Raw genomic sequence first — 24,822 nt, forward strand, 5'->3', positions numbered from 1 at the left:
CCCCGCCTGCCGCGCCGCAGGCGCGGCTCAGGTGCAGCCGCCGCAGCAGGTGCTGCCGCCGGAGACATGCACCTCGGCCTTGCCGAAGTCGATCACCACCGCGCCCGGCTCCTTCTGCCGGTACTCGATCACCAGCCCCTCGCCGTAGCGATCCTGCAGCTGGGCCAGCAGCGGCAGCGGGTCGTGGTCGTTGACGAAGCGCATGCCCTCGCCCGGCTGCAGCGCATCCAGGGCGCCGAAGATGGCCGCGTGGCGGAAACGCCTGGCGATGCCGCGCGCGTCGAAGGGATGAAGCTGGATGGAAAGCGTGTCGATGGCGCCCATGGTGTTCCTGCTGGTGGATGACCCGGCAAGGATGGCCGGTGCCAACGCCCGCCTCCTTGACCTGGATCACCCGGACGGCACTTCACGCCGCCCATAATCCCCGCACGCCATCCACGCACGCTGCCACCGCAGCCGCGCCGCGCCCGCTGCCGGCGCCCGCCCTTGCCGAAGGAGCCGCACCATGCCGACCCGCTACACCGGCGTGTCCCGATCCATCCTCGACGCCGTCCACGACACGCCCCTGCTGGAGCTGGAGGACGGCATCTTCGCCAAGTGCGAGTTCCTCAACCCCTCCGGCTCGATCAAGGCGCGCATCGCCAGCTACATCATCGATCGCGCGGAGAAGGAAGGCCTGCTCAAGCCCGGCGACACCATCGTGGAGGCCACCAGCGGCAACACCGGCAACGCGTTCTCCATGGTGGCCGCGGTCAAGGGCTACCGCATGATCGTGGTCATGCCCGAGGGGCTGACCAGCGAGCGGGTGGCGATCTCGCGCGCCTACGGCGCCGAGGTGCTGCTGAGCGGCAACTTCCACGTCAACGAGGCACTCGACCGGGCGCGCGAACTGGGCCAACAGCCGGGGTTCTTCTTCCCCGGCCAGTTCGAGTCGGAATGGAACGTGCAGGAGAACCGCGAGATCCTCGGCCCAGAGATCCTGGCCCAGCTTCCCGACGGCCGCACGCCCGACGCCTTCGTCCACGGGGTGGGCACCGGCGGCACCCTGATCGGGGTCGGCCAGGCCTTCCGCGCGGCCAACCCGGACGTGCGCCTGTTCGCGATGGAGCCGTCCGAATCCAAGACGCTGCTGTGCGGGGAGGTCGACCTGCACGGCATCGAGGGCATTTCCGACGGCTTCGTGCCCGGCATCTTCGCCCGCCACCGGGAGATGGTCAGCGACTTCCTCAGCGTGTCGAGCACGGATGCGGTGGAGGAAATGCGCAGGTTGGCCAGCAGGCGCGGCCTGCTCTGCGGCCCCAGCTCCGGCGCCCACCTGATCGCCGCCCGCCGCATCCGCGAGCGCTTCCCCGAGCTGGAGACGGTGGTCACCGTGCTCGCCGACAAGGGCGAGAAATACCTGCACGATTTCTACATGCAGCCGTCCGGCGACGCCCAGGCTCCCCCGCTCCACTGAGCGCCATGGAGCCGGCCCGGGGACAAGCCCCGGGGTTCGTGCTAAAGATATCCCTGCGGCCGGGAGGGATGGCTCCATGGTTTGGCAGGGGATGCACGAGGGCTTCATGCGCAGCTGCGCGCGACGCTGGCCGGGTCGCGTGTCCGCCGCATGGCTGCTGTTGCTGCTGGCGTTTCCCGCGGCCGCGCAAGCCCAGTCCGGACAGGCCCTGCGGATGGGCGGCGACGCCGGCTACCCGCCCTACCACTTCATCAATGCGGACGGCGAGGCCGACGGCTTCGACGTGGCCCTGGCACGCGCGGTCGCACGCGACCTCGGGCTGCAGCCGCACTTCGTGCTCGGGGAGTGGGACGAGGCGCTGGATGCCCTGGCCCGGGGCGAGACCGACATCGTGCCGATGTTCTGGTCTGCCGAACGCGAACAGCGCTACCTGTTCACCCAGCCGATCCTGATCCGCCACCACGTGCTGTTCGGCCCGCGCTCCAGTCCCGTCCTGCAGTCGCTGGACGCGCTCACCGGCCAGCGCGTGGCGGTGCAGCGCGCCGGCCTCGCCTGGGAGGCACTGCGGAAGCAGTCCGGGCCCGGCGTGGAGCTGGTGGAACTGGACAGCGAATCGTCGACCCTGCAGGCGGTGGCCGACGGGCGCGCCGACTACGCGCTGGCACCCATCGGCATCGGCTACCACGCGATCCACCAGTTCGGCATCCGCGACATGATCGCGCTGAGCCCGCCGCTGCTGGAGCGCAGGTACGTCTTCGCCGCCCACCCGGATCGCGCCGACCTGGTGGCGCGCATCGACGGCTCGCTGGATCGCCTGCGCGAGCGCGGCGTCCCCCACGAGCTGTACGTGAAGTGGATCGGCAACCTGAGCCCCGGCGAGACAGGCCCGGGCGCGGCCTGGCTGGCCGCCCTGCTGGCGGCGGCGACAGCGGCCGCGGCGCTGGCCTGGGGCTGGCGCCACCGGCGCGCCGCTGCACTGGCCAGGGACGGCAGCGGCGCCGGGGCCGGCGGCCGGGCCCTGCTCAACGACCTGCAGGAGGCCATCGACGGCGACCGCCTGGATTACATGCTGCAGCCCAAGCTCGACCTGCGCAGCGGTCGCTGGGCCGGTGCCGAGCTGCTGGTGCGCTGGGATCATCCCACCCACGGGCCGATCGTCCCCGACGACTTCGTACAGCTGGCCGAACAGGCGCAGGTGGCTGGCCCGATGAACCTGCACCTGCTGCGCTGCGGGCTGCAGCAGCGGCGCCACTGGCCGCAGGCGGATCCCGCGCTGTGCCTTTCAGTCAACATCTCCGCCAACGATCTGGCCGATCCCCGCCTGCTGGAGGAGATCCTCCGCGCCAACCGCGAGTTCGGGCCGGGGCTGATGCTCGAGATCACCGAAACCGACGCCATGCGCGAACCCGATCGCGTCGCCGAGGCGCTGCCCCGGCTGCGCGAGCAGGGCATCCTGATCTCGCTGGACGACTTCGGCACCGGGCACTCCTCGCTGGTCAACCTGCGGCGACTGGCGCCGGACGAGCTGAAAATCGACAAGTCGTTCGTGACCTCGGTGCTGTCCTCGCGCTCCGACCAGGCCATCGTCACCGCCACCATCGCCATGGCCCACGAGCTGGGCGCCACGGTCACCGCCGAGGGCGTGGAGGACGAGGCCACCCGGCGCTGGCTGGCCGAGGCCGGCTGCGACATGGTGCAGGGCTTCGCCATCGCCATGCCGATGTCGCCCGCCGACTTCATCGCCCTGCTGGGCGAGTCCGCAGGGCAGCAGTGAACCCGGATCCGGTGAATTCCGGCCAGCTGAACCGGGCCCGGCCGGTTGATTAACGCTCCGGATACGGGCCCTGTGCCGGTCACGGGGCGATCATTCCGGCGCTGACAACATCGGCTGCATGAATGGAAGGCAGCAGCCCGCGCCGGACGGCTTCTTCAGCAGCGGCGACATCCCCGTTCCCACCCCCGCCGCCCGGGAGTGGAAGGTCACGGTCAGCGACGGGCCGGTGATCGCCACCGCGATCCACGATGGCCACGCGGTGCGTCCGTCGCTGCGCCGGCTGATGGCGCTTGGCGACGCGGATCGGCTGCGCGAGGAGGATCCGCTCACCGGCGTGTTCACCGCGGTCGGCGACGTGCGCATCCTGGCGCCCGCCTCGCGCTTCGAGGTCGACCTCAACCGGCCCCGCGAGGGCGCCGTGTACGCGCGGCCCGAGGACGCCTGGGGCCTGGAGATCTGGAAGTCGCCGCTGCCGGAGGAGGAGATCGAACGCTCGCTGGCCGCGTGGGATCGCTTCCATGCGATGTTCACCGAACTGGTCGAACGCATGCTCGAACGCTGGCAGGCGCTGCTGCTGATCGACCTGCACAGCTACAACCACCGCCGCGACGGTGCCGATGCGGAGCCGGCGCCGGCCGCCGGAAACCCCGACATCGAACTGGGCGTCACCACCGCCGACCCCAACCGCTGGGGCGACGTGGTGAAACGCTTCGGCGACGTTCTGCGCGAGCACCCGATCAACGGCCGCGAACCGGACGTGCGCGCCAACGTGCGCTTCCCCACCGGCGGCCACTTCCCCGAATGGGTCTACGCCCGCTGGGGCGCGCGGGTGTGCACGATCTCGCCCGAGTACAAGAAGATCTTCATGGACGAGTGGACGGGCCAGGCCGGTATCGCCACGCTCCAGCAGCTGCGCGATTCGCTGCAGGCGGCGGTCGATGCGATCCGTCCCGGGTTCGAGGTGCGCCGGTGAGCGCGGCCGGCAGCCAGCGCGCCCCCAGGCCGCTGCCGCCGGTGGCGGCCGAAGTGGACGCGTCGCTGGCGGCGATCGACGCCGAGCTGGACTGGCTGATCGCCCTGACCCCGCTGGGCACCGACGCGCTGTGGGAAGACTTCGACGCCAGCGGCCGCAGCCGGGTCGCGCCGCTGCGCTACGCCGAACCGGTGCTCGACATGGGCGCCATGGCGCAGCGCCTGGGCGAACTGCCGATGGAGCGGATCGAGTCGCCGCTGCTGCGGGGCGTACTGGCGGAAAAGCAGCGCGAGCTGGAGCGCATGATCGAACTGGTGCGCCTGCGCGGCACCGACGGCTTCATCACCGCCAGCATCGACCTGTTCGGCGGCGTGGAGGCGGGCCTGCTGGTGCTGGCCAACGACATCCTGGCCAACGTCGGCGGCAGCGAGCAGCTGACCGCGGACTGCGGCGTGGACGTGGTGGTGGCCGCGGTCGAGGACGAGGTGGACTGGTACCGCGAGCGCGCTCCGGACTTCTCGCTGGATCTCACCGTCGACGCCGACGTCGGCTCGCTGATGATGGTCTCGCACGGACACCTGTACCTGGACGCCGACATGCGCCTGCCGCACGCGCGCGTACAGCCGCTGGTGCAGCACGAGATCGGCACCCACGTGGTGACCCGCTACAACGGCATGCAGCAGCCGATGCGCCAGCTGGCCGTGGGCCTGGCCGGCTATGACCCGCTGCAGGAGGGCCTGGGCGTGCTGGCCGAGTACCTGACCGGCTACCTGCCGGGCGAGCGCCTGCGGGTGCTGGCCGCGCGCGTGGTGGCCGCCGACATGGCGATCCGCGGCGAGGACATCCCGCAGGTGTTCGCCTGCCTGCACGACGAGCACGGATTCGCCACCGACGACGCCTTCGACGTCGCCGTGCGCGCCCTGCGCGGCGGCGGGCTGACCAAGGACGCGGTGTACCTGCGCGGACTGTGCGACCTGCTCGACCACCTGCGCGGCGGCGGCGGATTCGAGCCGCTGTTCCGCGGCAAGTTCGCGCTCTCGCACCTGGTGGTGCTGGAGCAGCTGGCCGAAGCCGGCTGGGCGGTGCCGCCCGCGCTGCTGCCCCGCTACGCCTGCGCCGATGGTTTCGACAAGGTGCTCGACGCCTGCCGCACGACCGGCGTCCAGGATCTGTACCAGTCCTATCCCTCCCCAGCCCCGGAAACCGTCGCATGAGCGAGCGCCCCCTCAAGCTCGGATTCGTCGTCAACGACGTCGCCACCGAGAAGGACAACTACACCACCATCCGCCTGGCCCGTACGGCGCTCGGGCTCGGCCACAGCGTTGCGCTGATCGGCCTGGACGGCTTCATCTACGACGCCAACGACACCGTGCGCGCCATCGCCCACATGCCACGGGTGGAGGGGTACGCAGACGACGCCACGCTGCTGTCCGAACTGCACGGCGCGGACGCGGTGACCGAGCGCATCAACGTCGAGGAACTCGACGTGCTGATGCTGCGCAGCGACCCGGCCGAGGAGGTCGAAGATCGCCCCTGGGCCTCCAACAGCGCGCTGCTGTTCGCGCAGCTGGTGACCCGGCGCGGCGTGATCGTCCTCAACGACCCGGCCAACCTCACCAACGCCTCCAACAAGACCTATTTCCAGCATTTCCCGGACGAGGTGCGGCCGGCCACGTGCATCACCTGCCAGGCCGACGAGATCAAGTCCTTCATCGCCGCCCATGACGGCCGCGGGGTGATCAAGCCGCTGCAGGGCTCGGGCGGCCAGGGCGTGTTCGTGGTCGACGGCCACAGCGGCGCCAACCTCAACCAGATGATCGAGGCGGTGATCCGCGACGGCTACGCGATCGCCCAGGAGTACCTGCCCAGGGCCGCCGACGGCGACCTGCGCCTGCTCACCCTCAACGGCCGCCCGCTGCAGGTGGACGGGCAGTACGCCTGCATCCGCCGCTACAACGACAGCGGCGACGCGCGCAGCAACATCAGCGCCGGCGGCAAGTACGAGCTGGTCACGCCCGATGCCGACGCCCTGCGGGCGGCGGAGATCGTGGCCCCGAAGCTGATCCGGGACGGCATGTACTTCGCCGGCCTGGACATCGTGGGCGACAAGCTGATGGAGGTGAACGTGGACACGCCCGGCGGCATCAACATGGCCGATGACCTGGCCGGTGTGGACTTCAGCGGCCACATCATCGCCGACCTCGCCCGCAAGGTGCGCCTGAGCCGACAGTACCGCGGCATCCTGAGCAACCTGGAACTGGCGATGCTCTGAAGCCGCAGCTTTCAGGGAATCAGCAAGACCTTGCCGGTGTGCCGGCCGCTCTCCAGGTGGGCGTGGGCCCTGGCGGCTTCTTCCAGCGGGAAGGTGCGGTCGACGACGGGACGGAGCCTGCCGGCCTCCACCCACGGCCACACCACCCGCTCCACCTCGGCCGCCAGGCGGGCCTTGTCGTCGGCGCTGCGCGGACGCAGCAGCGAGCCGGTGAGCACCAGCTGCTTGCGCATGAGGGTGAACGCGGGCACCTGCAGGTCGTTGCCGCCCTGGGCGGCGATGTAGACGAGGCGACCGCGGGGGTTGAGCGCCCTGAGCGTAGCCGCCAGGTACGGCGCACCCACCATGTCCAGGGCCACGTCGACGCCGCCTGCGGCCCGCGCGACTTCGCCGAAATCATCCACGTCCGTGTCCACGGCGATGTCGGCGCCGAGGGCCAGCGCGGCCTGCGCCTTGTCCGCGCCGCGCGAGGTCGCGATCACCCGCGCACCGGCCGCTTTGGCCATCTGGATCGCCGCCACGCCGATGCCCGAGGTCGCGCCGTGTACCAGCAGGGTTTCCCCGGGCTGCAGGGCGCCGTGTTCGAACACGTTGGCGTACACGGTGAACACGGTCTCCGGCAGCGCGGCCGCCTGCACCGGATCCAGCCCGGCCGGAACCGGCAGCGCGTGGCGGGCATCGACCGCCGCGTACCCGGCGTAGCCTCCCCCGCCCAGCAGGGCGCAGACCCGGTCGCCGGGCTTCCAGCGTCCCGCGCCCTGGACAACCTCGCCCGCGATTTCCAGCCCCAGCGTTTCCGGAGCGCCCGGCGGAGGCGCGTAGTTGCCTTCGCGCTGGACGATGTCGGGCCGGTTCACCCCCGCCGCCAGCACCCGCACCAGGATCTCGCCCTCGCCCGGCACCGGGCGCGGCAGCTCCACCGCGTGCAGCGCGTCCGCGGCGCCCGTGCCGCCACGGACGGCGATGGCCGTCATCAATTCACCCATCCGGCCATCTTAGACCACCGGTTTGCAGGCGCAGGCCGGCTGGACAATAGTCCCGATTGGGACTATTCTTCGAACCATGACCATAATTGCAACAACCCCGCTCCCCGCCCCGCGCCGCGACCTCGCCGGCCCGGGGCTGCGCGCGTTCTTCAACATCACCCGCCTGTGGGGCCTGAGCACCGAGCAGGAACGGGTGCTGCTGGGCAGCCCCGGCCGCTCCACGTTCTTCCGCTGGAAGCGTGACCTGGACGGCGCCCTGCCCCGCGACGCGCTGGAGCGCATCAGCTACCTGCTGGGCATCTGGAAGTCGCTGCAGGTGCTGTTCGCCGACCCGGCCCAGGCGGACGCGTGGATCAAGCGGCCCAACGACGCGCCGCTGTTCGGCGGCCGCAGCGCGCTGGAGCGGATGCTGGGCGGCCAGGTGGCCGACCTGTTCGTGGTGCGCCAGTACCTGGACGCGCAGCGCGGATGAGCACCGCGGCCCTGCCGCGGCGCACGCGCGTGTCGTGGAAGCCGAGCTGGCGCATCGTCCCCAGCCGCTTCCCGCCGGTGGGCCTGTTCGACCGCATCGCCGCGCCGGCGGATCTGGACGCGGTGTTCGAGATCGAGGGCATGACCAACCCGCGCCTGCGCCAGGAGCTGGGCGAACTCTCGCTGGTGCCGCCGCAGCGGCGCATCAGTGGCCCTGGCACCACGCCGATCATGGCCGCCTTCACCCACCCCAACCCGGACGGCTCGCGCTTCTCCGACGGCAGCTGGGGCGTGTACTACGCCGCCCGCGAGCGCGAGACCGCGATTGCCGAGACCGTGTTCCACCGCGGCAACTTCCTGCGCCACACCCGCGAGCCGCCGACCGTGCTGCAGATGCGCTGCTACCTGGCCGACGTCGGCGGGCGCTTCCACGACATCCGCCGCGGCTGGCCGGAGCTGCACGATCCGGACAGCTACGCCGCCAGCCAGGCCGCGGCGCGGCGCTGGCGCGCGGCCGGCAGCGACGGCATCGTCTACGCCAGCGTGCGCCGCCGCGGCGGCCAGGCGATCGCGGTCTTCCACCCCGACCTCGTCGCCCCCGCCGTGCAGGGCCCGCACCTGCACTACCACTGGGATGGCGAGCGCATCAGCCACTACAGCGTGGTCGACCAGGTCGTTCCGCTCTGAAAAAACCTGTCGCAGGCGGCGCGCCTGCGTGATACTGCCCCGGTCGGAAGACGAACGGGGAGGCACGCATGCACAGGCTGGCATCGTGGTGCCTGGCGCTGGCGGCATGCCTGGCGTGGAGCAGCGCGCAAGCCGAGGTGAAGGTCGAGGTGCTGGAAGCCCACCCTGCCGGCGAGCCGGCGACCATCGGCCCCAGGCAGACCTATTCGCTGCGCATGGCCTACAGCACCACCGAACCGGTGCGGATCTGGGCGCGCCCGTGGTACCGCGGCGAGGAAGTGCCCACCGCGACCCACGGCTCGGTCATCTACGAAGGCAGCGGCGAGGCGATCGGCTGGTTCTGGCTTGATCCGGGACAGCAGGTCGACGAAGTGCGCATCAGCGCCGGCGGCGTCGACCAGCCCGGGACCGGACTGGCAGCCACCCATCGCGTGCGCGTGGTCGGCGGCAGCACCGCCGTGCCGCGCGCCGACCCGCCGTGGATCGCGCGCCTGAAGCATGAGGCGAAAGACCGCCAGGCAAGCTGGACGGCCAGGCACCCGCCGCCGGAGCCCACCTTCCTGGACGGCATCCTGGTAACGGTGCTGGTCTGGGGGGTCCTGGGCCTGGCCGTGTTCAGCCTGGTGGCGCCCATCGTCGCAATCCGGCGCTGGCGCGGCGGATGGCGCCTGGCCGCCGCGTTGCCGCTGGCGATCATGGCCCTGGTGCTGCTCAACATCGTCGTCGGCGTCGCCATCGACCCGACCTCGCACAACCTGTGGCCGTTCGAGCTGCTGATGGCCGGCATGGCCTGCGTGGGGATCATGCTGGCGCTGTGGCTCGCGCGCCGGTTCCTGCGCGCGGGGACATGATGCCGACGCAGAGGCCGATCAGGACTCCACGCGCACGCCGTCGGCGAGGATCCGGTACTCCACCGGCTCGGCCGCGATGCCGGTGCCGCTGTCCTTGCTGAAGTGCTCGACCTGCTCGGGGGTGAGTTCCTTGCGCTCCAGCACCCCGTACACCACCGCCGAGCCGGTCTGATCCTTGGGCAGGAAGAACGCGTGGTCACCGAACTTCACCCGCGCGACCTGGCCATCGTGCTCAAGCATCATCCAGCAGCCCATGTTCTGGCAGACCTCGGTGATGCGACCGCTGAAGCGCTTGGCCTCGCCGGCATGGGCATCGAAATTGGTGATGGCTTCGGACACCGGCACGGCCGGCCCGTCTTCGAAAGCCTCCCCGTAGGCGGCGGGATCCGCGGCGCTGGCAAGGAACGCGGCGGTGGAAAGCAGGACGGCGGCAAGCAGGCGCATGGGCAGCTCCGGACGCATTGGCGGCGAAGTGCGAACGATAACGCAGTCCGGGCGACTCCGCGCGTTCAGGCGTCGACCGACTCCAGCGCGTGCCCGAGCCCGGCCGTTTCCTTTTCCAGGAAGCCGGGAAGCCCATCGGGCACCGGCCTGGTGCGGCCGCCGCCCACGGCGTGCATGGCGATGGCCCAGCACGCGGTCAGCACGCGGAAGGCAAGCTCCTCCGCGGCCGCGATCACCGGCCACATCCGCTCGGCGGACTGGCGCGGCTGGCGGGACGCGGCGGTGGCCCGGTCATAGGCTTCCGAGAGCGCGAACGTGCGGTGCTGCAGTTCGCGCTGCCGCTGGTGGGCCGCTTCGCCGGTGACGTCGCCGGCGGCAAGATCCGCCGCCACTCCCGCGGTCGCCGACAGGGTCTGCACCAGCTCCTCGTGGATCAGCTTCGCCGACGCCTTGGGCCAGGTCAGCTGGAACACCGCCAGCGCCACCGCGCAGCCCACCGCGGTATCCACCCCGCGCGCCAGCACCGGCACGCCCATGCACAGGCCCGAGCGCGCGGCGAACACAACGCGGCTTCGCGGCAACGGCCGCATCGTCAGCATGCTGCGCAACATGGCGTTCATCCGCACGATCATGCCATGGCCGACCACGCCCCCTGGTCGCTACGGGCCAGCCGGCGAGCCCCCGCTACTGGAACACCGGCTCCAGCAGGCGGAACGTGCCCGCATCGGCATCCATCTCCGCCCGGCCGCCGACCGGCACGATGAACTGCTGGCGGATGTGGCCGATCTGCGCGCCGCGGTAGGCGGGAATGCCCAGCGGCCGGATGTAGTCGTCGAGGATCTGCTCGATCGTGAGCGAGCCGAAGGTTTCGCCGGGCCCGCAGTCGGTGCAGTGGCCCCAGATGAAGCCGCTGATGCGATCCAGCGCGCCCATCAGCCTGAGCGTGCTGAGCATGCGGTCGATCCGGTACGGCGCCTCGGAGACGTCCTCCAGGAACAGGATCTTCCCGTCGAAGTCCGGCATGTACGGCGAGCCGGCCAGGGCCGTCAGCACGGTGAGGTTGCCGCCCACCAGTTCGCCCTGGGCCCGGCCGCCGGTGATGGGGATGGTGCGGTTGCGCCGCTGCACCAGCTCGTCACCGCGATCGTCCGGGTTGCGGAACTGCACCAGCTCGCGGTCGAAGAACAGCCGCCGGAACTGGTCGGCGTTGAAACTGTTCCAGCTGCCGGTTCCGTTCGGCCCGTGGAAGGTCACCAGCCCGGTGCGCGCCTGGATCGCGCTGTGCAGCGCGGTGACGTCGGAGTAGCCGAGCAGCGCCTTGGGATTGGCGCGGATCACGTCGTAATCCAGCAGCGGCAGCAGCCGCGCCCCGCCCGAGCCGCCGCGCACGCATACCACCGCCCGGGTGTCGGGATCGGCGAAGGCGCGGTTGAGGTCGTCGGCCCGCCCCGCATCGGCGCCGGCCAGGTGTCCGCGGCGATCGCCATAATGCGCGCCGGTCTTCACCTTCAGGCCAAGCGCCTCCAGCACCTCCTGCGCCAGCTGCAGGTCGAACGAATCCTCCACCGGCGACGACGGGCTCACCAGGGCCACGGTGTCGCCGGGGTTGAGCGGCACCGGCAGCAGCCTGCCGGCCGGCGCCTGCGCCATGGCACTCGTGGCGCCGCCCATCAGCGGCAGGGACATGGCGGTCAGCGCGCTGCGCGCGAGGAATTGGCGTCGATGCATGGCTCTTCAGTTCATTCGCGAAGCGGCAAGCCTATCAATCCCGGGAGAACTCGTCGCGTTCCTTCCGGGTAAGCACGCGGGGTTCTGCAAGGGGCCGCCCGTCCTCGAAGAACGGGGTCGCGCGTCTGGATGAATGCTTTGCCAGCAGGATTCCGCAGGCGATGCGGGCAACGCCGGCAGCAGTCCGCAACGGCGTGCGTCGAACCCGGGAAGTGGCCGAAGCGGCGTGTACCACCATCGGCCGGCGGCCGAACGCGCTGGCGACGTCAACGCCCGCAGCCTGCAGCCCCGAAACCGGAACTCCTACATAGGGGAACGCGGGGTTCCGCGCCGTGTTGCCGACCGGGGTATTGCAGCAGGCGGTGTGCCAGCGCAGCGGCCCCTTCGGGCTGAGCGACAGGCAGGCCACCCGATCCCTGCCCTCCAGCAGCCGGAGGCCCGCCGGCCGCATGGTGATGATGTCGGTACCACCCGCGGCATCCAGCACGTCCGGCCGACACAGCGCACGTGCGAACGCACGGCAGTCACGGCAGTAGCAAACGACCCGTGCGTAGACCGCGCGCCGATCCAGCTCCCCGCGAACCGCGCCGCAGGTGCAGCGCATGGGCACGCTCATGTGGAACGCGCGAACAGCACCGCCGACGCGAACCACGGCAGCGCAAAGCAGGCCGTGAGCACGATTTCCAGCATCTGGAAGCCGCCCATCGCCACCGCCACGCCCGCTGCAGCCAGCTGTGCCACACCCGCAGCGGCCATCGCCAGCGCCATGGCCGGGGCGCGGAACCGGGCCAGCAGCGTGCCCATCGCCGCCACCGCCAGCACGCCGCCGAACATCAGGTTCGCGGGATGGCCCTCGCTACCCAGCATCCCCACCGCCAGGTTCACCCACACGGTCATGAACCCAGTGACCACCGCCAGCGCGAACGCCGCCCGGTACAGCAGCCCCGTACCGGCCCTCAGCCCCAGCTCGACCAGCCCGCACGCGGCGGCCAGCAGCGCGCCCATCACCAGGAAATCGAACGCGTTCCAGGCCACGCCCGGCGCGCCGAGCATCATCGCGGCCGCGGGCACCATCAGCAGCGCGGCCGCGGCGATCCACAGCCAGGGGTGGAAGCTCCAGGCACGCGGCCCCGGGGACGTCATTGAAGTGGCCATGGCGAATGTCCGCAAAGGCACGCCGACGGCGCGCTGCCAGCGAGCGTACGCCCGCCACCGCCCCTGCGCCAGCGCTTTTCAGGCGGCGCTCGTGGCCACGCCCCTGCCCCGCACCGGCTCAGCCACCCAGTAGCCCAGGTTGGCGCAGTGGCCGGCATCGTCCACCTCGCTCAGCCCCACCGCGCCAATCAGCTCCGCGCCGGCCCGGCCGTCAGGGCAGCAGCGCCGTCCACTCCGGCGTGCCGAAGCGCTCGCGCACCAGCTGCTGCGCCCGTCCCAGCTCGTCCGGATGCAGGACATCCGGCTTCAACCCGCCGTGGCGCTGGCGGAACGTCTCCACCATGTGGCCGATCACCTCCGCACGCGGCAGGCCCGTCTGGCTGCGCAGCGGGTCCACGCGCTTGAGCGCGCTCTTGGTGCCCTTGTCGGACAGCTTCTCGCGGCCGATGCGCAGCACGTCCATCATCTTCTGCGCATCGATGTCGTAGGCCATGGTCACGTGGTGCAGCACCACCCCGCGGCGCCGGGTCTGCGCCGCGCCGGCAATCTTGCCGGCCTCGGAGGTGATGTCATTCAGCGGCTGGTACCAGGCCTTGATGCCCAGCCCGCCCAGCGCCTGGATCACCCACTGATCCATGAACTCGTACGCCTGCTCGAAGTTCATGCCCGCCACCAGCGACTCCGGCGCCACGATCGAATAGGTAATGGTGTTGCCCGGCTCGATGAACATCGCGCCGCCGCCGCTGATCCGCCGCACCACCTCGATGCCGTGGCGCTGCGCCGCCTCCATGTCCACCTCGTTGCGCAGCGACTGGAAGCGCCCCATCACCACCGCCGCCGCGCCCCACTCCCAGATCCGCAGCGTCGACGGCTGCCGGCCCGCGGCCACCTCGTCCAGCATCGCGTCGTCCAGGGCCATGTGCAGCGCGGGGGCCTGCGGCTCCACGTGCACCAGGCGCCAGTCGTGGTCGCGCCATTCGCTGCGGCTCATGCCACGCCTCCGCTGTCCTGCCCGGCCGCGTCCAGCGCGCGGCGCACCGCCACGGCCACCCCTTCGGCGGTGATGCCGTAGGGCTGGGCCGAACCCATCGCCCCGGCCACCGCCGCCGCCAGCGCCACCTCGCCGGTCTGCACCGGCAGACCTTCCAGCGCGGCGTTGATATCGTCCAGCGCGGTGGCCGGCTCCAGGAAGAAATCCCCGCTCACCTGTACGCCGGTCATCCGCCCTTCGGCGGCGCGCAGGTCAACCACCACCAGCTTTCCGCCCGGCACCTTGTATTCGCCGTGCGCAGCGTTGTCTTGTCTGTCCATCCAGGCAGTCTGTGCAGCGGCCACGGCCAGGTCAACCGGATCGGGCCGTCGCCCTCGCCGTCCCGGGTACCATGAGGCCGGCCGGGGCATGGCGCCCCGGACAGACAGCAGAACGGAAACACGCATGCGCAGCGTCGAAGGAAGAAAGGTCAACTCATCGACGGATGCCTTCACCGGCCGCAGGCAGGCCGGCTGATGCGAACCTTCGTCCTCCGCGCGCGCGCCGCACCCACCGACAGCCGCGCCCTGCTCGACTCCGTGGGCGGGGCCGCGCATACGGAAATCCTCGCCCACACGCTGATGAACGCCATCTTCGTGGCCCAGTCGCACCGCCAGGACGTCATCGTCCACATGGTGCTGGAGAGCACCCGCGACTTCTCGCGCAGCATCCGCTTCGACGCCAACGCGATGACCGGCATCGGCGGCTTCGACGAGCGCAACCTGCTGGGCAAAATCGCCCGCGCCCTGGACGCCTCGGCGGGCATGGGCAAGGAGGACACCCGCCCCGTCGAACCCGGCGTTGAAGTGCGCACCATCAGCTTCGAGCGGCTGGTCAAGGAGCTCTCGGCCGACCACCAGCTCTACATCATGGATCGCAAGGGCACGCCGATCGGCGAGCAGGCCTTCGGGGCCAACCCCTGCTTCCTGCTCACCGACCACATCCCCATGCCGAAGAAAGCCATCCCCGGCCTTGAACGCATGGGCGCGAAGAAGATCAGCCTCGGCCCGACCATGCTGTTCGCCTCCCAGTGCGTGGTGCTGATCCACCATGCGCTGGATCAGCGCCCGGGCTAGGTGACCCGCTCGCCCTCAGCCACCCGCACGCCGGTGTGGTCTTCCGGCACGGATTCCAGCGCCACCCGCAGCCGCCCGCCTTCGCGCACCAGCCGCAGGCCTCGGTACTTCACCAGGTAGGCCGCCGCCACCGCCGCAGCCGCCAGGCCCGACAGCGCGCCAACCCCCATCGCCCAGCGCGCGCCCACCTGATCCACCAGCCAGCCCACCAGCGGCGCCCCGAGCGGCGTGCCGCCCATCACCACCGCGATGCGCAGCGCCAGCACCCGGCCGCGCATGGCGCGCTCGGTGGTGAGCTGCATCATCGAGTTGCTTGCGGTCATGAAGGTCAGCGCCGCGAAGCCGACGAAGAACAGCATCACCGCGAACAGCATCGGCCCCGGCGTCACCGCCGCCAGCGCCGCGCTGACCCCGAACCCCGCCGCCGACACCGCCATCACCACCATCCCCGGCACCGGCCTGCGCGCCGACAGCAGCGCCCCGCTCATGGTGCCCACCGCCATCGCCGAGGTCAGCAGGCCGAACTGGCTGGCATCCCCGCCGAACACCGTGACCGACATGGTGGAAATGAAGATCGCGAAGTTGAACCCGAACGCCCCCAGCAGGAACAGCATGACCAGCACCGCGATCAGATCCGGCCGCCTGGCCACGTAGCCGAAGCCCGCCAGCACGCTCCCGCGCCCGCGCTCGGGCCGCTCTTCCGAGTACAACTCGTGCACCCGCAGCATCCACAGCGACACCAGCACCGCGCCATAGGAGCCGGCGTTGATCACGAACAGCCAGCCCTCGCCCACCGCCGCAATCAGCACCCCCGCCACCGCCGGGCCCACCATCCGCGCCGCGTTGAACGAGGTGGAATTGAGCGCCACCGCGTTGGCCAGGTATTTGTCGCTGACCAGATCGGAGACAAAGGTCTGCCGCGCCGGCGCATCGAAGGCGGTCACGCAGCCCAGCAGCAGCGCGAACAGGTACACGTGCCACAGCTCCACCACGCCGGCCAGGGTCAGCAGCCCAAGGCCCAGCGCCAGCAGGCCCGCCGCCGCCTGGGTGCACAGCAGCAGCTTGCGGCGGTCGAAATGGTCGGCGGCAAAGCCGGTCAGCGGCAGCAGCAGCAGCGCCGGGCCGAACTGCAGTGCCATCACCGTGCCCATGGCGGTGGCGTTGTTGTCGGTGACCACCGTGAGCACCAGCCAGTCCTGGCCGATGCGCTGCATCCAGGTGCCCACGTTGGACACCAGCGCGCCCATCGCCCAGGTGCGGTAGTTGTAGATCTTCAGGGACTGGAACATGGCGGGCATTCAACCATGGTGGCGGGTGCGTTCCCGTCAAGCCGCCTCATGCCCTGCCATGGCCCGCAGTCCAGAACGGGGAGGGCCTGCTGCTGGCCGCCCTGCCGCCCACCCTCATCGCGATGGCGGCGTTCCGCTTCCTGTAACAGCACAAAAGCGCCGCGGCTGGCCGGTGAGCGGGTCATCGAAGGCCAGCGAGCTGGCGAACAGCTGCAGCGCCCGCCCCGGGTCGTCGGGCCCTTCATCCCGCAGCTCCGGATAGAAGCGGTCGTGCAGGATCGGCGCGCCCAGCGCCGCCATGTGCACACGCAGCTGGTGCTTGCGTCCGGTCACCGGCTGCAGGCGGTAGCGCCAGGTATCCGCTCCGCGTTCGAGCACCTCCACCACCGTCTCGCTGTTGGCCGCGCCCGGCACCTCGCGCATGCGGAAGAACGGCTCGCCGCGCTCCAGCCGGCTGCGGTGCACGTGCGGAAACACAAGGCCCGGCAGCGGCGGTGCCACGGCCACGTACTCCTTGCGGATCCGCCGCTCGCGGAACAGCGCCTGGTAACGCGACCGGCTGCCGGGATCGGCCGAGAACATCACCAGGCCCGCCGTATCGCGGTCAATGCGGTGCAAAGGCACCAGGCCGGGATTGTCGAAGCGGTGCACCAGCCGCGCCAGCAGGGTCTCGCGCACCCAGGCACCCGTCGGAGCGACGGGCAGGAAGTGCGGCTTGTCCACCACGACCAGATGCGCATCTGCATGCACCACGGTCTCGGTGAACGGGATATGCGGCTCCTCCAGCACCTCCCGGAAATAGTGGATCCGGGCCCCCGGCCGATACGCGGCCGAAGCATCAAGCACACGGCCCTGCGCATCCAGCACCCGCCCCCGCGCGAAGCGGTCACGCCAGGCATCGGCATCTATCCTGGGGAAGTGCGCGCAAAGCGCGTCCAGCACCGTCGCCCACGGCCCCGGCGGCAGCTGGAGCCGGCTGGCGGGAACGCCGTCGCGGATAGGGCGTGGAGCGGGCTTCATGCCGGAGCCGCTCAGAACACCGCCAGGTCGGTCATCCGGCTGAAGCGGTGCAGCGCGTAGCGGCCGAGCAGGGAATTGCCCTTTTCATCCAGCCCGGGGTACCAGACGCACAGGCCCATCACGTGCGGCACCACGGCCACGATGCCGCCGCTCACCCCGCTCTTGGCCGGCAGGCCCACGTAGAAGGCGAAGTCGCCTGCGGCATCGTAGGTGCCGGCGGTCATCATCATGGCGTTGATGCGGGTGGCGTCCTCGGCGCTGATCACCTGCCGGTCGGCGGTGGCACAGTGGCCGTCGTCGGCCAGGTACTGCACGCTGCGCGCCAGACCCACGCAGTGCATGTCCAGCGAACACTGCAGGTAGTAGAAATCCAGCACGTCCTGCACGTCGTTGTTGAGGTTGTCGAAGCTGCGGATGAAATTGGCCATCGCCACGTTGCGATGCCCGCTCTCGCGCTCGGACTGCGCGAGTTCCGCGTTTGAGCCGACGCCGGCATCGCCCGAGCGCGCGCGCATGAATTCCAGCAGGCTGGCTTCCGGATCGTCGTAGTGGGAGAGGATCACGTCGGCGCAGACCAGCGCGCCCGCGTTCATGAACGGATTGCGCGGGATGCCGTGCTCAAGCTCAAGCTGGATCAGCGAATTGAACGGATCGCCCGACGGCTCCCGATCCACCCGCGTCCACAGCTCGTCGCCCACCGCATCCAGCGCCAGGGTGAGCGTATGCACCTTGGAGATGCTCTGGATCGAGAACCGGTCGCGCGAATCCCCCACCTCGTGCACCGTGCCGTCCAGCAGCGCCAGCGCCATGCCGAAGCGATCCTTGGGCACGTCCGCCAGCGAGGGGATGTAGTCGGCCACCTCGCCCTCGCCGAAGCGCTCGCGCACCTCCTCGTTGATGGTGCCCAGGATATCGTCCAGGTCGAGGCCGCTGATGTCGCGGGGGTTCTTCGGGGGCTTGGGCATGCAGGAGTTCGCGGATTTTCGGGGCGCACAGTATGCATCCCGCCCGGCGACCCCTGCGTGACGCGGTCAGCCCCCGGACTCCAGCGAAAATCCGCGCTCCACCGTGCAAACCATGCCCTGCTCGGCGAAGCGGGACGACAGCTCGCCCTCGATGCGCCGGCCGTCATCCATCACCGTCCAGCGGAAATCGATCTGTGCCGGAATCTGGCCCGATCCTATGTCCAGGGAGCCGACCCAGCTGCAATCCGGCTGCCTGTGCATTTCGATGTCGGCCTCGTCGTCGCCCATGCCCTCGGCGAGCACCGAGCTGCAGTCGGCGTTCGGCGTGAGGGTTGAAGTCTGGCGTGACGGCGCCAGCGGCATGCTCAGCGGAATCGGGCCGCCGGTACAGGCCATCGTGCCGGGATGGTTCGACGCCTGCCAGCGGCCCTCGCGCGGGCAGGTACAGGCCATCTGCGGCCGCAAAACGAAGGTGCAGGTGACCGTTTCGCCCGCCTCGACGGCAAAGCTCGCCTCGCGCCCGGCCGGATCGCCGCGGCTGGGGCTGGCGCTGGCGGCGTCGTCGCACCGCACCGACGCGAGCTGATAGGACGACAGCGCCGGATCCACGAACACCAGCCGGCTCGCATGGCGGCCGGCCGCCACCGCCGCCTCCAGCGTCGCCACCCCGCTCGCGGGCACCTGTACGCGGCCGGCCGGCGTGCCTTCGAAGCCCAGCGTGCCGCTTGCCGCCGGCTCCAGCTCCACCCTGACGATCGCGCGCCCGTCCGAGGCGGCCGCCGGCTGGCACAGCGACAGCAGCAACAGGGTCAGCGCGGGCAAGATCGGCAAACGCAACGTCCGCATGGTCGGCTCCTCCCGGATATCGATGGCAAGGCGCCATCACAATCCAAAGCAACGACAACGCGCCCCGGCCACGGCCATCCACGCCCGATGGGCGCTGCAGCGGTAACATTCCCCGGCGCGCGGTGCGCAGATTCCAGGCCGAAAATGACTTCACCACACATCTGGGTCGACGCGGACGCCCTGCCCGGGCCCATCCGGGACATCCTGTTCCGCGCCGCCGAGCGCGCGCAGGTTCCGGTCACCCTGGTCGCCAACCAGTGGCTGAAGACGCCCGGCTCGCGCTTCATCCGGTCGCTGCAGGTGCAGGGCGGATTCGACGCGGCCGACGACACCATCGCCGAGCGCGCCGGCCCCGGCGACCTCGTCGTCACCCAGGACATCCCGCTCGCCGCGCGCGTGCTCGCGAACGGCGCAGAAGCGGTCAACCCCCGCGGCGAGCGCTTCACGCGCGACAACATTTCCGAGCGCCTGTCCGTACGCGACTTCATGGAAGAGCTGCGCGGCGCGGGCGTGCAGACCGGCGGGCCGGCGGCCTTCAGTGCACGTGACCGGCAGGAATTTGCAAAGCAGCTCGACGGCTGGCTGGCGCGGCGGCGGCAACGTCCGGCTTCGGAGACGTAGCTCCGACTTCGTTACCTGCGAACGGACGGAGTACCGCGTCAAAGACCAAACAGGCGCGCGGCATTGCCGCTGCGGATCTTCTCCTTCTCTTCCGCGGTCAGATCCAGCCGCTCCAAGGGCGAAATCGGCCCGCCGCGCTCGATCGACCTGGAAGCCGCACCCGAGTGGAAGGAAAAGCTGGAAGGCGACCCCTTCGCCACCCTCACCCCCGAATCAGCCGCTGCCCTGCGCCGGCACATGGACACGCTGGTGCCGCTGTGGAGCGACGTGGTCGGGCTGACAGCGCAGCACGGGCGGTAAGGGCCGCACTGCCAGCGCCCGCGGGCAGCCGCCGGGGCTGTTTGCATCGGGATTACGGCCCGCACTGCCACCAGCCCGTGATCCTGCGCTCCGCGCCGTCGGCGCGCATGTAGGTGAGGCTGGCGGGGCTGGGCGGCGACTCGCCGCTTCCACTGGTTTCGCCGGTCAGCTCGATATCGATCGTCTTGCCGGCGCCCGAGAAGCGCGCGCCATCCAGCATGCCGTCAAACCCGCCGGGCGCGCCCACCGGCTCCACGTAGTCGCCCACTTTCACCACGCCCCGGGCCGGCTCCTGCGAGGCCACGTCGCCCTTCGCCAGCAGCAGCGGCGCCCCTCCCGCCTCAACGGAGAAGCTGCAGGCAAGCTCACCCGCCAGCCCGGCCGCATCGACCTCCCCCGCCGAAAGCGGGGACAGCACGATTTCGGAACCATCGCCGCCCCGTGTCCCGCCGTCATCGGCGATCAGCGCATCGAAGTCGGCATACCGATCCGGCTCCTGGAAGCCCCCCTCGTAGCCCAGCCGGGCGGGCGCCTCGTAGGGATCGTCCACCACATGCTCGGGATGGCAGGCCCGCAGGTATCGCCGGGTGATGCCCTCCGTCGCCCCGGCCACCTGGGGCAGGGGCAGGACGAACCAGCTGCCGTCCTGGTCGCGGAACGCCGGCCGCCGCATCGAGCAGAAATATTCCACCGGAACGGGCTGCGACCAGGCCAGGCCGGCCGGCGCGGTGTCCGGGTAATCCGGCAGGCCGCCCGGGTTGCGATGCGCGCTTTCGGCGCTGCGGGTGGTGGTCTCCACCCGGCGCCCGGGCACCGCATCGCTGCCCTGGCCGATCTCGCGCGCCGGCGGCTGCTCGACCCAGGTGCAGGCATCCATGTGGCAGCGGCTGACGATGACGTGCGCCGGATCCGGCCCGGACGCGCCCGAGTCCGCATCTTCTTCAGGGTGAGCCCCGGCATCAGGCTCGATCCCGGCGTCAGGGCCGGGGGCGGTTCCGGAGGTGCATGAAGACAGGATCAAAACGGCAAACAGAAGCAGGAGGGAGCGCATGGCAGGTATCCGCAGCATGGAATCGACCGCCGCAGGGTGCAGAACCGGCCATTTCGGCGGCGTGATCAACCCGGTCGGGCGGCCGCGTGGCGCGCCTCGGACGCCGCCAACGCCTGAAACAGTTCCGCCGAACCGGATCGAGCTACCCGACCGGATCGGACGCCGCTCCCTTTGCCACCCTGCCCCGGAAATCGTCCCTGGCACCCTCCTCCGCAACCCGACGGTCTGCCAAGCGATCGGTAGCTCCGAACTTCACCGCAAGCGTGACCATTTCTTCGAAGAACGCCACTTTCGCGCTGACGCTCAACGCCATGCCCTGCCTAAGCTGCTCGCGGCGGGCGTCCTCGTAGGTGCACTGCAGGGGGTCGCGCTCCGTCATGACTCTCCCCGATCAACGGCAGAGCTGATTTCCTGCAGGGCCCGGATGTCCTCGTGATCCTGCGGACGGCCAGCGTCCTGCTTCATCCGGATCAGATGGGGAATCGACGCAACCGGGATCGGAACGCCGTCCAGGTCCTTGACCACGGCGGCAGCCAGCATTTCCCCGAAGTTGAATGGCTCGCGCACGAAGACATCTACCGAGCGCTCGGGGTTGGCAGGATCCCAGAGCTGGAAAACCAGCATATGCCGGTTCTCGTTCCAGTCCCTGCGCTTTTCCGGGTCTGCGAAGTCCGCCAGGGTGACCGGCAGCCTGGGACGCAACCGGCGGCGCCCTCGATGGCCGTGCGCAACACCGCAAGATCGTGATGCTCGCCGAGTTTGTCCCCAAGCTCGTGCAGGCTGCCCGCGTACGCCCTCATCGGCACCGGCCAGCGGGGCGCGGCACGCTGCAAGGCGTTCCCGCGGCGCGTTGCCGTCGCGCGACGCAAGCTCCTTGCGGCGCAGCGCAAGCCCATCGCGGATCGGCATGAGCGCATCGCGTTCGATCTGCGCCTCGTAGCGTTCGATAAGGCCATCGCAGGTCGACACAAGCACATCGGCGTCGCGCACCGGCGAGACCGCCCGGGCGATATCGCGAAGGGCTGCGTTCTCGATCGAATAATCGTCGAACACCGGGCGCACCAGCCGCAGCAGGCCGCGCACCTTCTTGCAGCACCTGCGCACGTCGTGGATGCCCTGCTCCGGCGCTACGGCCGGGTCGTCGATGCCGCGCACGGCCGCCTCAAGCTGCTCGTGCGCGATGCGCCGCACCGCGGCAGCCACCGTCTTGTCGCCCAGCGCCAGTCGATATGGTATGCCTGCCTCCCGCGAGGGTCGGAGTCCCGATGGGCAAGGTATATTCCCCGCCGCGTTGCGGCGGCGCAAGCCGCCTCAGCGTCGAACCGCCACCGACCGCGCAATGCACCACAGCGCGCCGTAATAGCTCGCCAGCACCAGCAGCGGTGACAGCGGGATCCCGCCGGCGAACCGGTTCCACGCCAGCAGGCTGTCGCTGAGCACGAACAGCGCCCCGCCGACTGCCGCCAGCGCCGCCGGCCGGGCCAGCGCCGGATCCCGGCGCAGCGTCCAGGCGCGGGCGTCGGCAAGGCCGGCCATCACCACCAGCACCACCACATAGGCCAGCACCGGTGCGTGCAGCGGCGGCGGGATCATCGGCAGCAGCAGCACCATGTTGACCGCGCCCACCGCACCAAACGCCGCCAGCGCCACCAGCCGCGCCAGCCAGCGCGCACCCGGGAAGAACGCCACGCAGAACCACACGTGCGCCACCAGGAACGCCACCAGCCCCGGCACGAACAGATCCTGCGGCAGCATCAGCAACACATCCCCGGCCAGCGAGAACACCAGCCCCACCGCCACCGCCATCCGATACCGCGCCGACTGCGCGGGCGCGGCCCGCACCGCCAGCCACAGGATCAGCACCGTGGTGAGCGGCTTGCACACGTAGTGCAGCCAGATCCACGGCCCGCCGAGCAGCGCCCCGGCGATGGCGCCGGCGGCCGCCAGGACGATGAGCAGGTTGAGGCGGGAGTTTCCGGGCGTGGTCATGGCGGCAGAGTCTAGCGGCCGGGCATGCCAAAACCACCCGAACGCGGCGGCGAATCCAATACGCCACGCAACCGCCATCCGCTACGATGCTGAATCGCCCCGGGTTCTCCGGAGGAATGTATACGCTGTCAGTGGCATGCGGCGACGCGATTGCATCAAGCCCCTCCCGGGACGTGTCGGTGCCCTTGTAGACATACATCCCCACCACTTCGGCCGGATACGTTGTGCCTTCGACCACTTCGGTGATGCGGAAGTAACTCCCCCGTGTCTGGTGGGGTTCCCCGAGCCTCAACTTCACTCCGCGCGGAGCAAAACCTGCGATCGCATGCGCTTCGTTGCGGATGTTCATGCCCGTCATGCCACCCTCCGGTATGAACGGATTGCCGCTGTTGTCCAGCGCACGCTCGCCGACCAGATGGATGGATCCGTCCCAGAACCCTGGCCGTCTCAGACAAGGATCAGCCGCATAGGCCTGCGAGTTCCGCAGGTGCATGTACAGACTGTAGAAAACGAGGGACGGCTCCCCGGACGTGTTGCAGTCCGGCAGGGCGCGGAAGCTTCCAGCGCCCTGCCCTGGGCATCCAGCACCAGCCCGCGCTCAAACCGGGTCCGCCAGGTCTCCGCCCTCACCCGCGGGAAGCGGGCGCAAAGGGCCTCATGGAGCGTCGCCCACGGCCCGGGCGGCAGCTGCAGCCGGCTGGCGGCCACGCCGTCGCGCATCGGGCGTGCCGGCACACGGGGCCGGCTCATCTGGTCGCACGCATCATGGCTCCGCAGTCTAGGGCCAATGTCCAACCGCCCGCCGCTTCACGGCCAACCCGCTGCCAGCCGGCTACGATGAGGTTCACCCAAACCACAGGAAAAACAGCCACATGGCCTTCAAGATCCAGCTCAACACCGACAACCACATCGACGGCACGGACGCGCTGGAGGAGCGCGTGAACACGATGATGGAGCAGTACCTCGGGCGCTATTTTCCACGCCTGACCCGCCTGGAGGTCTTTCTGTCGGATCTCAATTCCGACAAGGGCGGTGCCGACGACAAGCGGTGTGCGCTGGAGGCGCGATTGAAAAACGACGACCCGGTGGCAGCCAGCCACGACGACGAAGACATGGCCAAGGCCATCCGCGGCGCCTGCGACAAGCTGCTGACCCTGCTCGACACCCGCATCGAAAAGCAGCGCGGGTACTGAGCCCCGCCGCAGGTTTGTGCTGGGGGCTCCCGCCTGATCGAGCAGGAGCCCGCCATGCTCAAGGGGCGTGAAACAGACCGACTTTCCAGAACGGGCTAGTGCCGCCCTTCCGCGAACTCCTCGACGATCTTGCGGCAGAACGCCGGCAGGTCGTCCGGCTTGCGGCTGGACACCAGGCCGTTGTCCACCACCACTTCCTCGTCCAGCACCTCGGCGCCCGCGTTGCGCAGGTCGGTGCGAACGCTGGGCCATGAGGTCATCCGCCGGCCGCGCACCACCTCGGCTTCCACCAGCACCCACGGCCCGTGGCAGATCACGCCCACCGGCTTGCCGCTGTTGACGAAATCCCGCACGAACTTCACCGCATCCTGGTCCATCCGCAGCGTGTCCGGGTTCTGCACGCCGCCCGGCAGGATCAGCGCATCGAAGTCATCCACGCTGGCGTCGGCCACCAGCCCGTCCACCTTCAGCTTGTCGCCCGGTTTGTCGTGGTGCATGCCCTGGATCTCGCCTCCCTTGGTAATCCCCCCATTTTTAGCAGTCGCCAGAAGTGGAGCTATGCAGCGAGTGCCAGCTTTTGGATCGGAGTGATGCCGCCGAGCGCCATATTCGGGCGTTCGTGATTGTAAGACCATAGCCAGCGTG

The 24,822-nt window shown here is 70.1% G+C and carries 31 protein-coding genes; 12 read left to right on the plus strand and 19 right to left on the minus strand.

The window, feature by feature from the left end:
- Positions 1-27: 27 nt before the first annotated feature.
- Positions 28-369 carry a DUF2249 domain-containing protein gene (locus tag ACOZ90_RS02070; protein ID WP_422891958.1) on the minus strand — a complete coding sequence of 114 codons (342 nt, stop codon included), beginning with the start codon at positions 367-369 and terminating at the stop codon, positions 28-30.
- Between the two features lie 136 nt (positions 370-505).
- Here ACOZ90_RS02070 and ACOZ90_RS02075 point away from each other — a divergent pair, with 136 nt between their 5' ends.
- The 5 genes from ACOZ90_RS02075 (at position 506) to ACOZ90_RS02095 (ending at position 6,475) form a co-directional block, all read left to right on the plus strand.
- Entirely contained in the window at positions 506-1,456 is a 951-nt protein-coding gene (locus ACOZ90_RS02075; protein WP_422891959.1) for a PLP-dependent cysteine synthase family protein, read from the plus strand.
- A gap of 76 nt (positions 1,457-1,532) precedes the next feature.
- Positions 1,533-3,230, plus strand: coding sequence for an EAL domain-containing protein (locus tag ACOZ90_RS02080; RefSeq protein WP_422891960.1), 1,698 nt, complete (start codon positions 1,533-1,535; stop codon positions 3,228-3,230).
- A 118-nt stretch (positions 3,231-3,348) separates the two neighbouring features.
- Positions 3,349-4,203: an N-formylglutamate amidohydrolase gene (locus ACOZ90_RS02085; RefSeq protein WP_422891961.1), complete on the plus strand. Its 855-nt coding sequence runs from the start codon at positions 3,349-3,351 to the stop codon at positions 4,201-4,203.
- Complete coding sequence (locus tag ACOZ90_RS02090) at positions 4,200-5,417, plus strand: tyrosine/phenylalanine carboxypeptidase domain-containing protein (protein ID WP_422891962.1); 1,218 nt, start codon at positions 4,200-4,202, stop codon at positions 5,415-5,417. Before ACOZ90_RS02085 ends, ACOZ90_RS02090 begins: the two co-directional genes overlap by 4 nt.
- The gene (locus ACOZ90_RS02095) at positions 5,414-6,475 is read left to right on the plus strand and encodes an ATP-grasp domain-containing protein (protein WP_422891963.1); all 1,062 of its coding nucleotides are present in this window, start codon (positions 5,414-5,416) and stop codon (positions 6,473-6,475) included. The genes ACOZ90_RS02090 and ACOZ90_RS02095 overlap by 4 nt, the downstream gene beginning before the upstream one ends.
- 11 nt (positions 6,476-6,486) lie before the next feature.
- Here ACOZ90_RS02095 and ACOZ90_RS02100 read toward each other — a convergent pair whose 3' ends face one another.
- Positions 6,487-7,461 (minus strand): NAD(P)H-quinone oxidoreductase, encoded by a 975-nt coding sequence (locus ACOZ90_RS02100; RefSeq protein ID WP_422891964.1) that lies wholly within the window; start codon positions 7,459-7,461, stop codon positions 6,487-6,489.
- 76 nt (positions 7,462-7,537) lie between these two features.
- On the opposite strand from ACOZ90_RS02100, the gene ACOZ90_RS02105 reads away from it, so the two are divergent.
- The 3 genes from ACOZ90_RS02105 to ACOZ90_RS02115 all read left to right on the plus strand — a co-directional run bounded on the left by ACOZ90_RS02105 (position 7,538) and on the right by ACOZ90_RS02115 (position 9,470).
- Positions 7,538-7,933, plus strand: a complete 396-nt coding sequence (locus ACOZ90_RS02105) for an MbcA/ParS/Xre antitoxin family protein (RefSeq protein ID WP_422891965.1) — start codon at positions 7,538-7,540, stop codon at positions 7,931-7,933.
- Complete coding sequence (locus ACOZ90_RS02110; protein ID WP_422891966.1) at positions 7,930-8,619, plus strand: RES family NAD+ phosphorylase; 690 nt, start codon at positions 7,930-7,932, stop codon at positions 8,617-8,619. Before ACOZ90_RS02105 ends, ACOZ90_RS02110 begins: the two co-directional genes overlap by 4 nt.
- Positions 8,620-8,687: 68 nt before the next feature.
- The gene (locus ACOZ90_RS02115) at positions 8,688-9,470 is read left to right on the plus strand and encodes a hypothetical protein (RefSeq protein ID WP_422891967.1); all 783 of its coding nucleotides are present in this window, start codon (positions 8,688-8,690) and stop codon (positions 9,468-9,470) included.
- Positions 9,471-9,488: 18 nt separating this feature from the next.
- Here ACOZ90_RS02115 and ACOZ90_RS02120 read toward each other — a convergent pair whose 3' ends face one another.
- The 8 genes from ACOZ90_RS02120 to lplB all read right to left on the minus strand — a co-directional run bounded on the left by ACOZ90_RS02120 (position 9,489) and on the right by lplB (position 14,108).
- Positions 9,489-9,914: a DUF4920 domain-containing protein gene (locus ACOZ90_RS02120; protein ID WP_422891968.1), complete on the minus strand. Its 426-nt coding sequence runs from the start codon at positions 9,912-9,914 to the stop codon at positions 9,489-9,491.
- A gap of 65 nt (positions 9,915-9,979) precedes the next feature.
- Positions 9,980-10,534, minus strand: a complete 555-nt coding sequence (locus tag ACOZ90_RS02125; RefSeq protein ID WP_422891969.1) for an FUSC family protein — start codon at positions 10,532-10,534, stop codon at positions 9,980-9,982.
- A 64-nt stretch (positions 10,535-10,598) separates the two neighbouring features.
- A complete protein-coding gene (locus tag ACOZ90_RS02130; protein WP_422891970.1) occupies positions 10,599-11,642 on the minus strand; it encodes a S66 peptidase family protein in 1,044 nt (347 codons plus the stop codon).
- Between the two features lie 34 nt (positions 11,643-11,676).
- Complete coding sequence (locus tag ACOZ90_RS02135) at positions 11,677-12,246, minus strand: DUF6151 family protein (protein ID WP_422891971.1); 570 nt, start codon at positions 12,244-12,246, stop codon at positions 11,677-11,679.
- 8 nt (positions 12,247-12,254) lie between these two features.
- Positions 12,255-12,797: a hypothetical protein gene (locus tag ACOZ90_RS02140; protein WP_422891972.1), complete on the minus strand. Its 543-nt coding sequence runs from the start codon at positions 12,795-12,797 to the stop codon at positions 12,255-12,257.
- A gap of 78 nt (positions 12,798-12,875) precedes the next feature.
- The gene (locus ACOZ90_RS02145; RefSeq protein WP_422891973.1) at positions 12,876-13,097 is read right to left on the minus strand and encodes a GNAT family N-acetyltransferase; all 222 of its coding nucleotides are present in this window, start codon (positions 13,095-13,097) and stop codon (positions 12,876-12,878) included.
- Positions 13,009-13,788: a lipoate--protein ligase family protein gene (locus ACOZ90_RS02150; RefSeq protein ID WP_422891974.1), complete on the minus strand. Its 780-nt coding sequence runs from the start codon at positions 13,786-13,788 to the stop codon at positions 13,009-13,011. Before ACOZ90_RS02150 ends, ACOZ90_RS02145 begins: the two co-directional genes overlap by 89 nt.
- Complete coding sequence (gene lplB, locus ACOZ90_RS02155) at positions 13,785-14,108, minus strand: lipoate-protein ligase small subunit (protein ID WP_422891975.1); 324 nt, start codon at positions 14,106-14,108, stop codon at positions 13,785-13,787. The genes ACOZ90_RS02150 and lplB overlap by 4 nt, the downstream gene beginning before the upstream one ends.
- A gap of 195 nt (positions 14,109-14,303) precedes the next feature.
- On the opposite strand from lplB, the gene trmY reads away from it, so the two are divergent.
- Positions 14,304-14,903, plus strand: coding sequence for a tRNA (pseudouridine(54)-N(1))-methyltransferase TrmY (trmY, locus tag ACOZ90_RS02160; protein WP_422891976.1), 600 nt, complete (start codon positions 14,304-14,306; stop codon positions 14,901-14,903).
- Here trmY and ACOZ90_RS02165 read toward each other — a convergent pair.
- The 4 genes from ACOZ90_RS02165 to ACOZ90_RS02180 all read right to left on the minus strand — a co-directional run bounded on the left by ACOZ90_RS02165 (position 14,900) and on the right by ACOZ90_RS02180 (position 19,023).
- Positions 14,900-16,192 (minus strand): MFS transporter, encoded by a 1,293-nt coding sequence (locus tag ACOZ90_RS02165; RefSeq protein WP_422891977.1) that lies wholly within the window; start codon positions 16,190-16,192, stop codon positions 14,900-14,902. The genes trmY and ACOZ90_RS02165 overlap by 4 nt on opposite strands.
- Positions 16,193-16,306: 114 nt before the next feature.
- The gene (locus ACOZ90_RS02170) at positions 16,307-17,212 is read right to left on the minus strand and encodes a pseudouridine synthase (RefSeq protein ID WP_422891978.1); all 906 of its coding nucleotides are present in this window, start codon (positions 17,210-17,212) and stop codon (positions 16,307-16,309) included.
- 11 nt (positions 17,213-17,223) lie between these two features.
- A complete protein-coding gene (locus tag ACOZ90_RS02175) occupies positions 17,224-18,177 on the minus strand; it encodes a glutaminase (protein WP_422891979.1) in 954 nt (317 codons plus the stop codon).
- 66 nt (positions 18,178-18,243) lie between these two features.
- On the minus strand, positions 18,244-19,023 hold the full coding sequence (locus ACOZ90_RS02180) for a prealbumin-like fold domain-containing protein (RefSeq protein WP_422891980.1): 780 nt from the start codon (positions 19,021-19,023) through the stop codon (positions 18,244-18,246).
- Between the two features lie 144 nt (positions 19,024-19,167).
- Here ACOZ90_RS02180 and ACOZ90_RS02185 point away from each other — a divergent pair, with 144 nt between their 5' ends.
- Together ACOZ90_RS02185 and ACOZ90_RS02190 are read left to right on the plus strand one after the other, a co-directional pair.
- Positions 19,168-19,644, plus strand: coding sequence for a YaiI/YqxD family protein (locus ACOZ90_RS02185; protein ID WP_422891981.1), 477 nt, complete (start codon positions 19,168-19,170; stop codon positions 19,642-19,644).
- A 63-nt stretch (positions 19,645-19,707) separates the two neighbouring features.
- Positions 19,708-19,944, plus strand: coding sequence for a hypothetical protein (locus ACOZ90_RS02190; protein ID WP_422891982.1), 237 nt, complete (start codon positions 19,708-19,710; stop codon positions 19,942-19,944).
- A gap of 52 nt (positions 19,945-19,996) precedes the next feature.
- On the opposite strand, the gene ACOZ90_RS02195 is transcribed toward ACOZ90_RS02190, so the two are convergent.
- From ACOZ90_RS02195 to ACOZ90_RS02210, 4 genes are all read right to left on the minus strand, one after another.
- Complete coding sequence (locus ACOZ90_RS02195; RefSeq protein WP_422891983.1) at positions 19,997-20,995, minus strand: hypothetical protein; 999 nt, start codon at positions 20,993-20,995, stop codon at positions 19,997-19,999.
- Positions 20,996-21,137: 142 nt separating this feature from the next.
- The gene (locus tag ACOZ90_RS02200) at positions 21,138-21,374 is read right to left on the minus strand and encodes a hypothetical protein (protein ID WP_422891984.1); all 237 of its coding nucleotides are present in this window, start codon (positions 21,372-21,374) and stop codon (positions 21,138-21,140) included.
- Positions 21,371-22,198 (minus strand): CHAD domain-containing protein, encoded by an 828-nt coding sequence (locus tag ACOZ90_RS02205; RefSeq protein ID WP_422891985.1) that lies wholly within the window; start codon positions 22,196-22,198, stop codon positions 21,371-21,373. Before ACOZ90_RS02205 ends, ACOZ90_RS02200 begins: the two co-directional genes overlap by 4 nt.
- 108 nt (positions 22,199-22,306) lie before the next feature.
- Positions 22,307-22,984 carry a lysoplasmalogenase gene (locus ACOZ90_RS02210; protein ID WP_422891986.1) on the minus strand — a complete coding sequence of 226 codons (678 nt, stop codon included), beginning with the start codon at positions 22,982-22,984 and terminating at the stop codon, positions 22,307-22,309.
- An 872-nt stretch (positions 22,985-23,856) separates the two neighbouring features.
- On the opposite strand from ACOZ90_RS02210, the gene ACOZ90_RS02215 reads away from it, so the two are divergent.
- A complete protein-coding gene (locus ACOZ90_RS02215; RefSeq protein ID WP_422891987.1) occupies positions 23,857-24,177 on the plus strand; it encodes an HPF/RaiA family ribosome-associated protein in 321 nt (106 codons plus the stop codon).
- 95 nt (positions 24,178-24,272) lie between these two features.
- Here ACOZ90_RS02215 and ACOZ90_RS02220 read toward each other — a convergent pair whose 3' ends face one another.
- Positions 24,273-24,737 (minus strand): type 1 glutamine amidotransferase domain-containing protein, encoded by a 465-nt coding sequence (locus ACOZ90_RS02220; RefSeq protein WP_422892003.1) that lies wholly within the window; start codon positions 24,735-24,737, stop codon positions 24,273-24,275.
- Positions 24,738-24,822 lie beyond the last annotated feature (85 nt).

It is taken from the genome of Luteimonas dalianensis (assembly GCF_049339425.1).
Taxonomy (GTDB): domain Bacteria; phylum Pseudomonadota; class Gammaproteobacteria; order Xanthomonadales; family Xanthomonadaceae; genus Luteimonas; species Luteimonas dalianensis.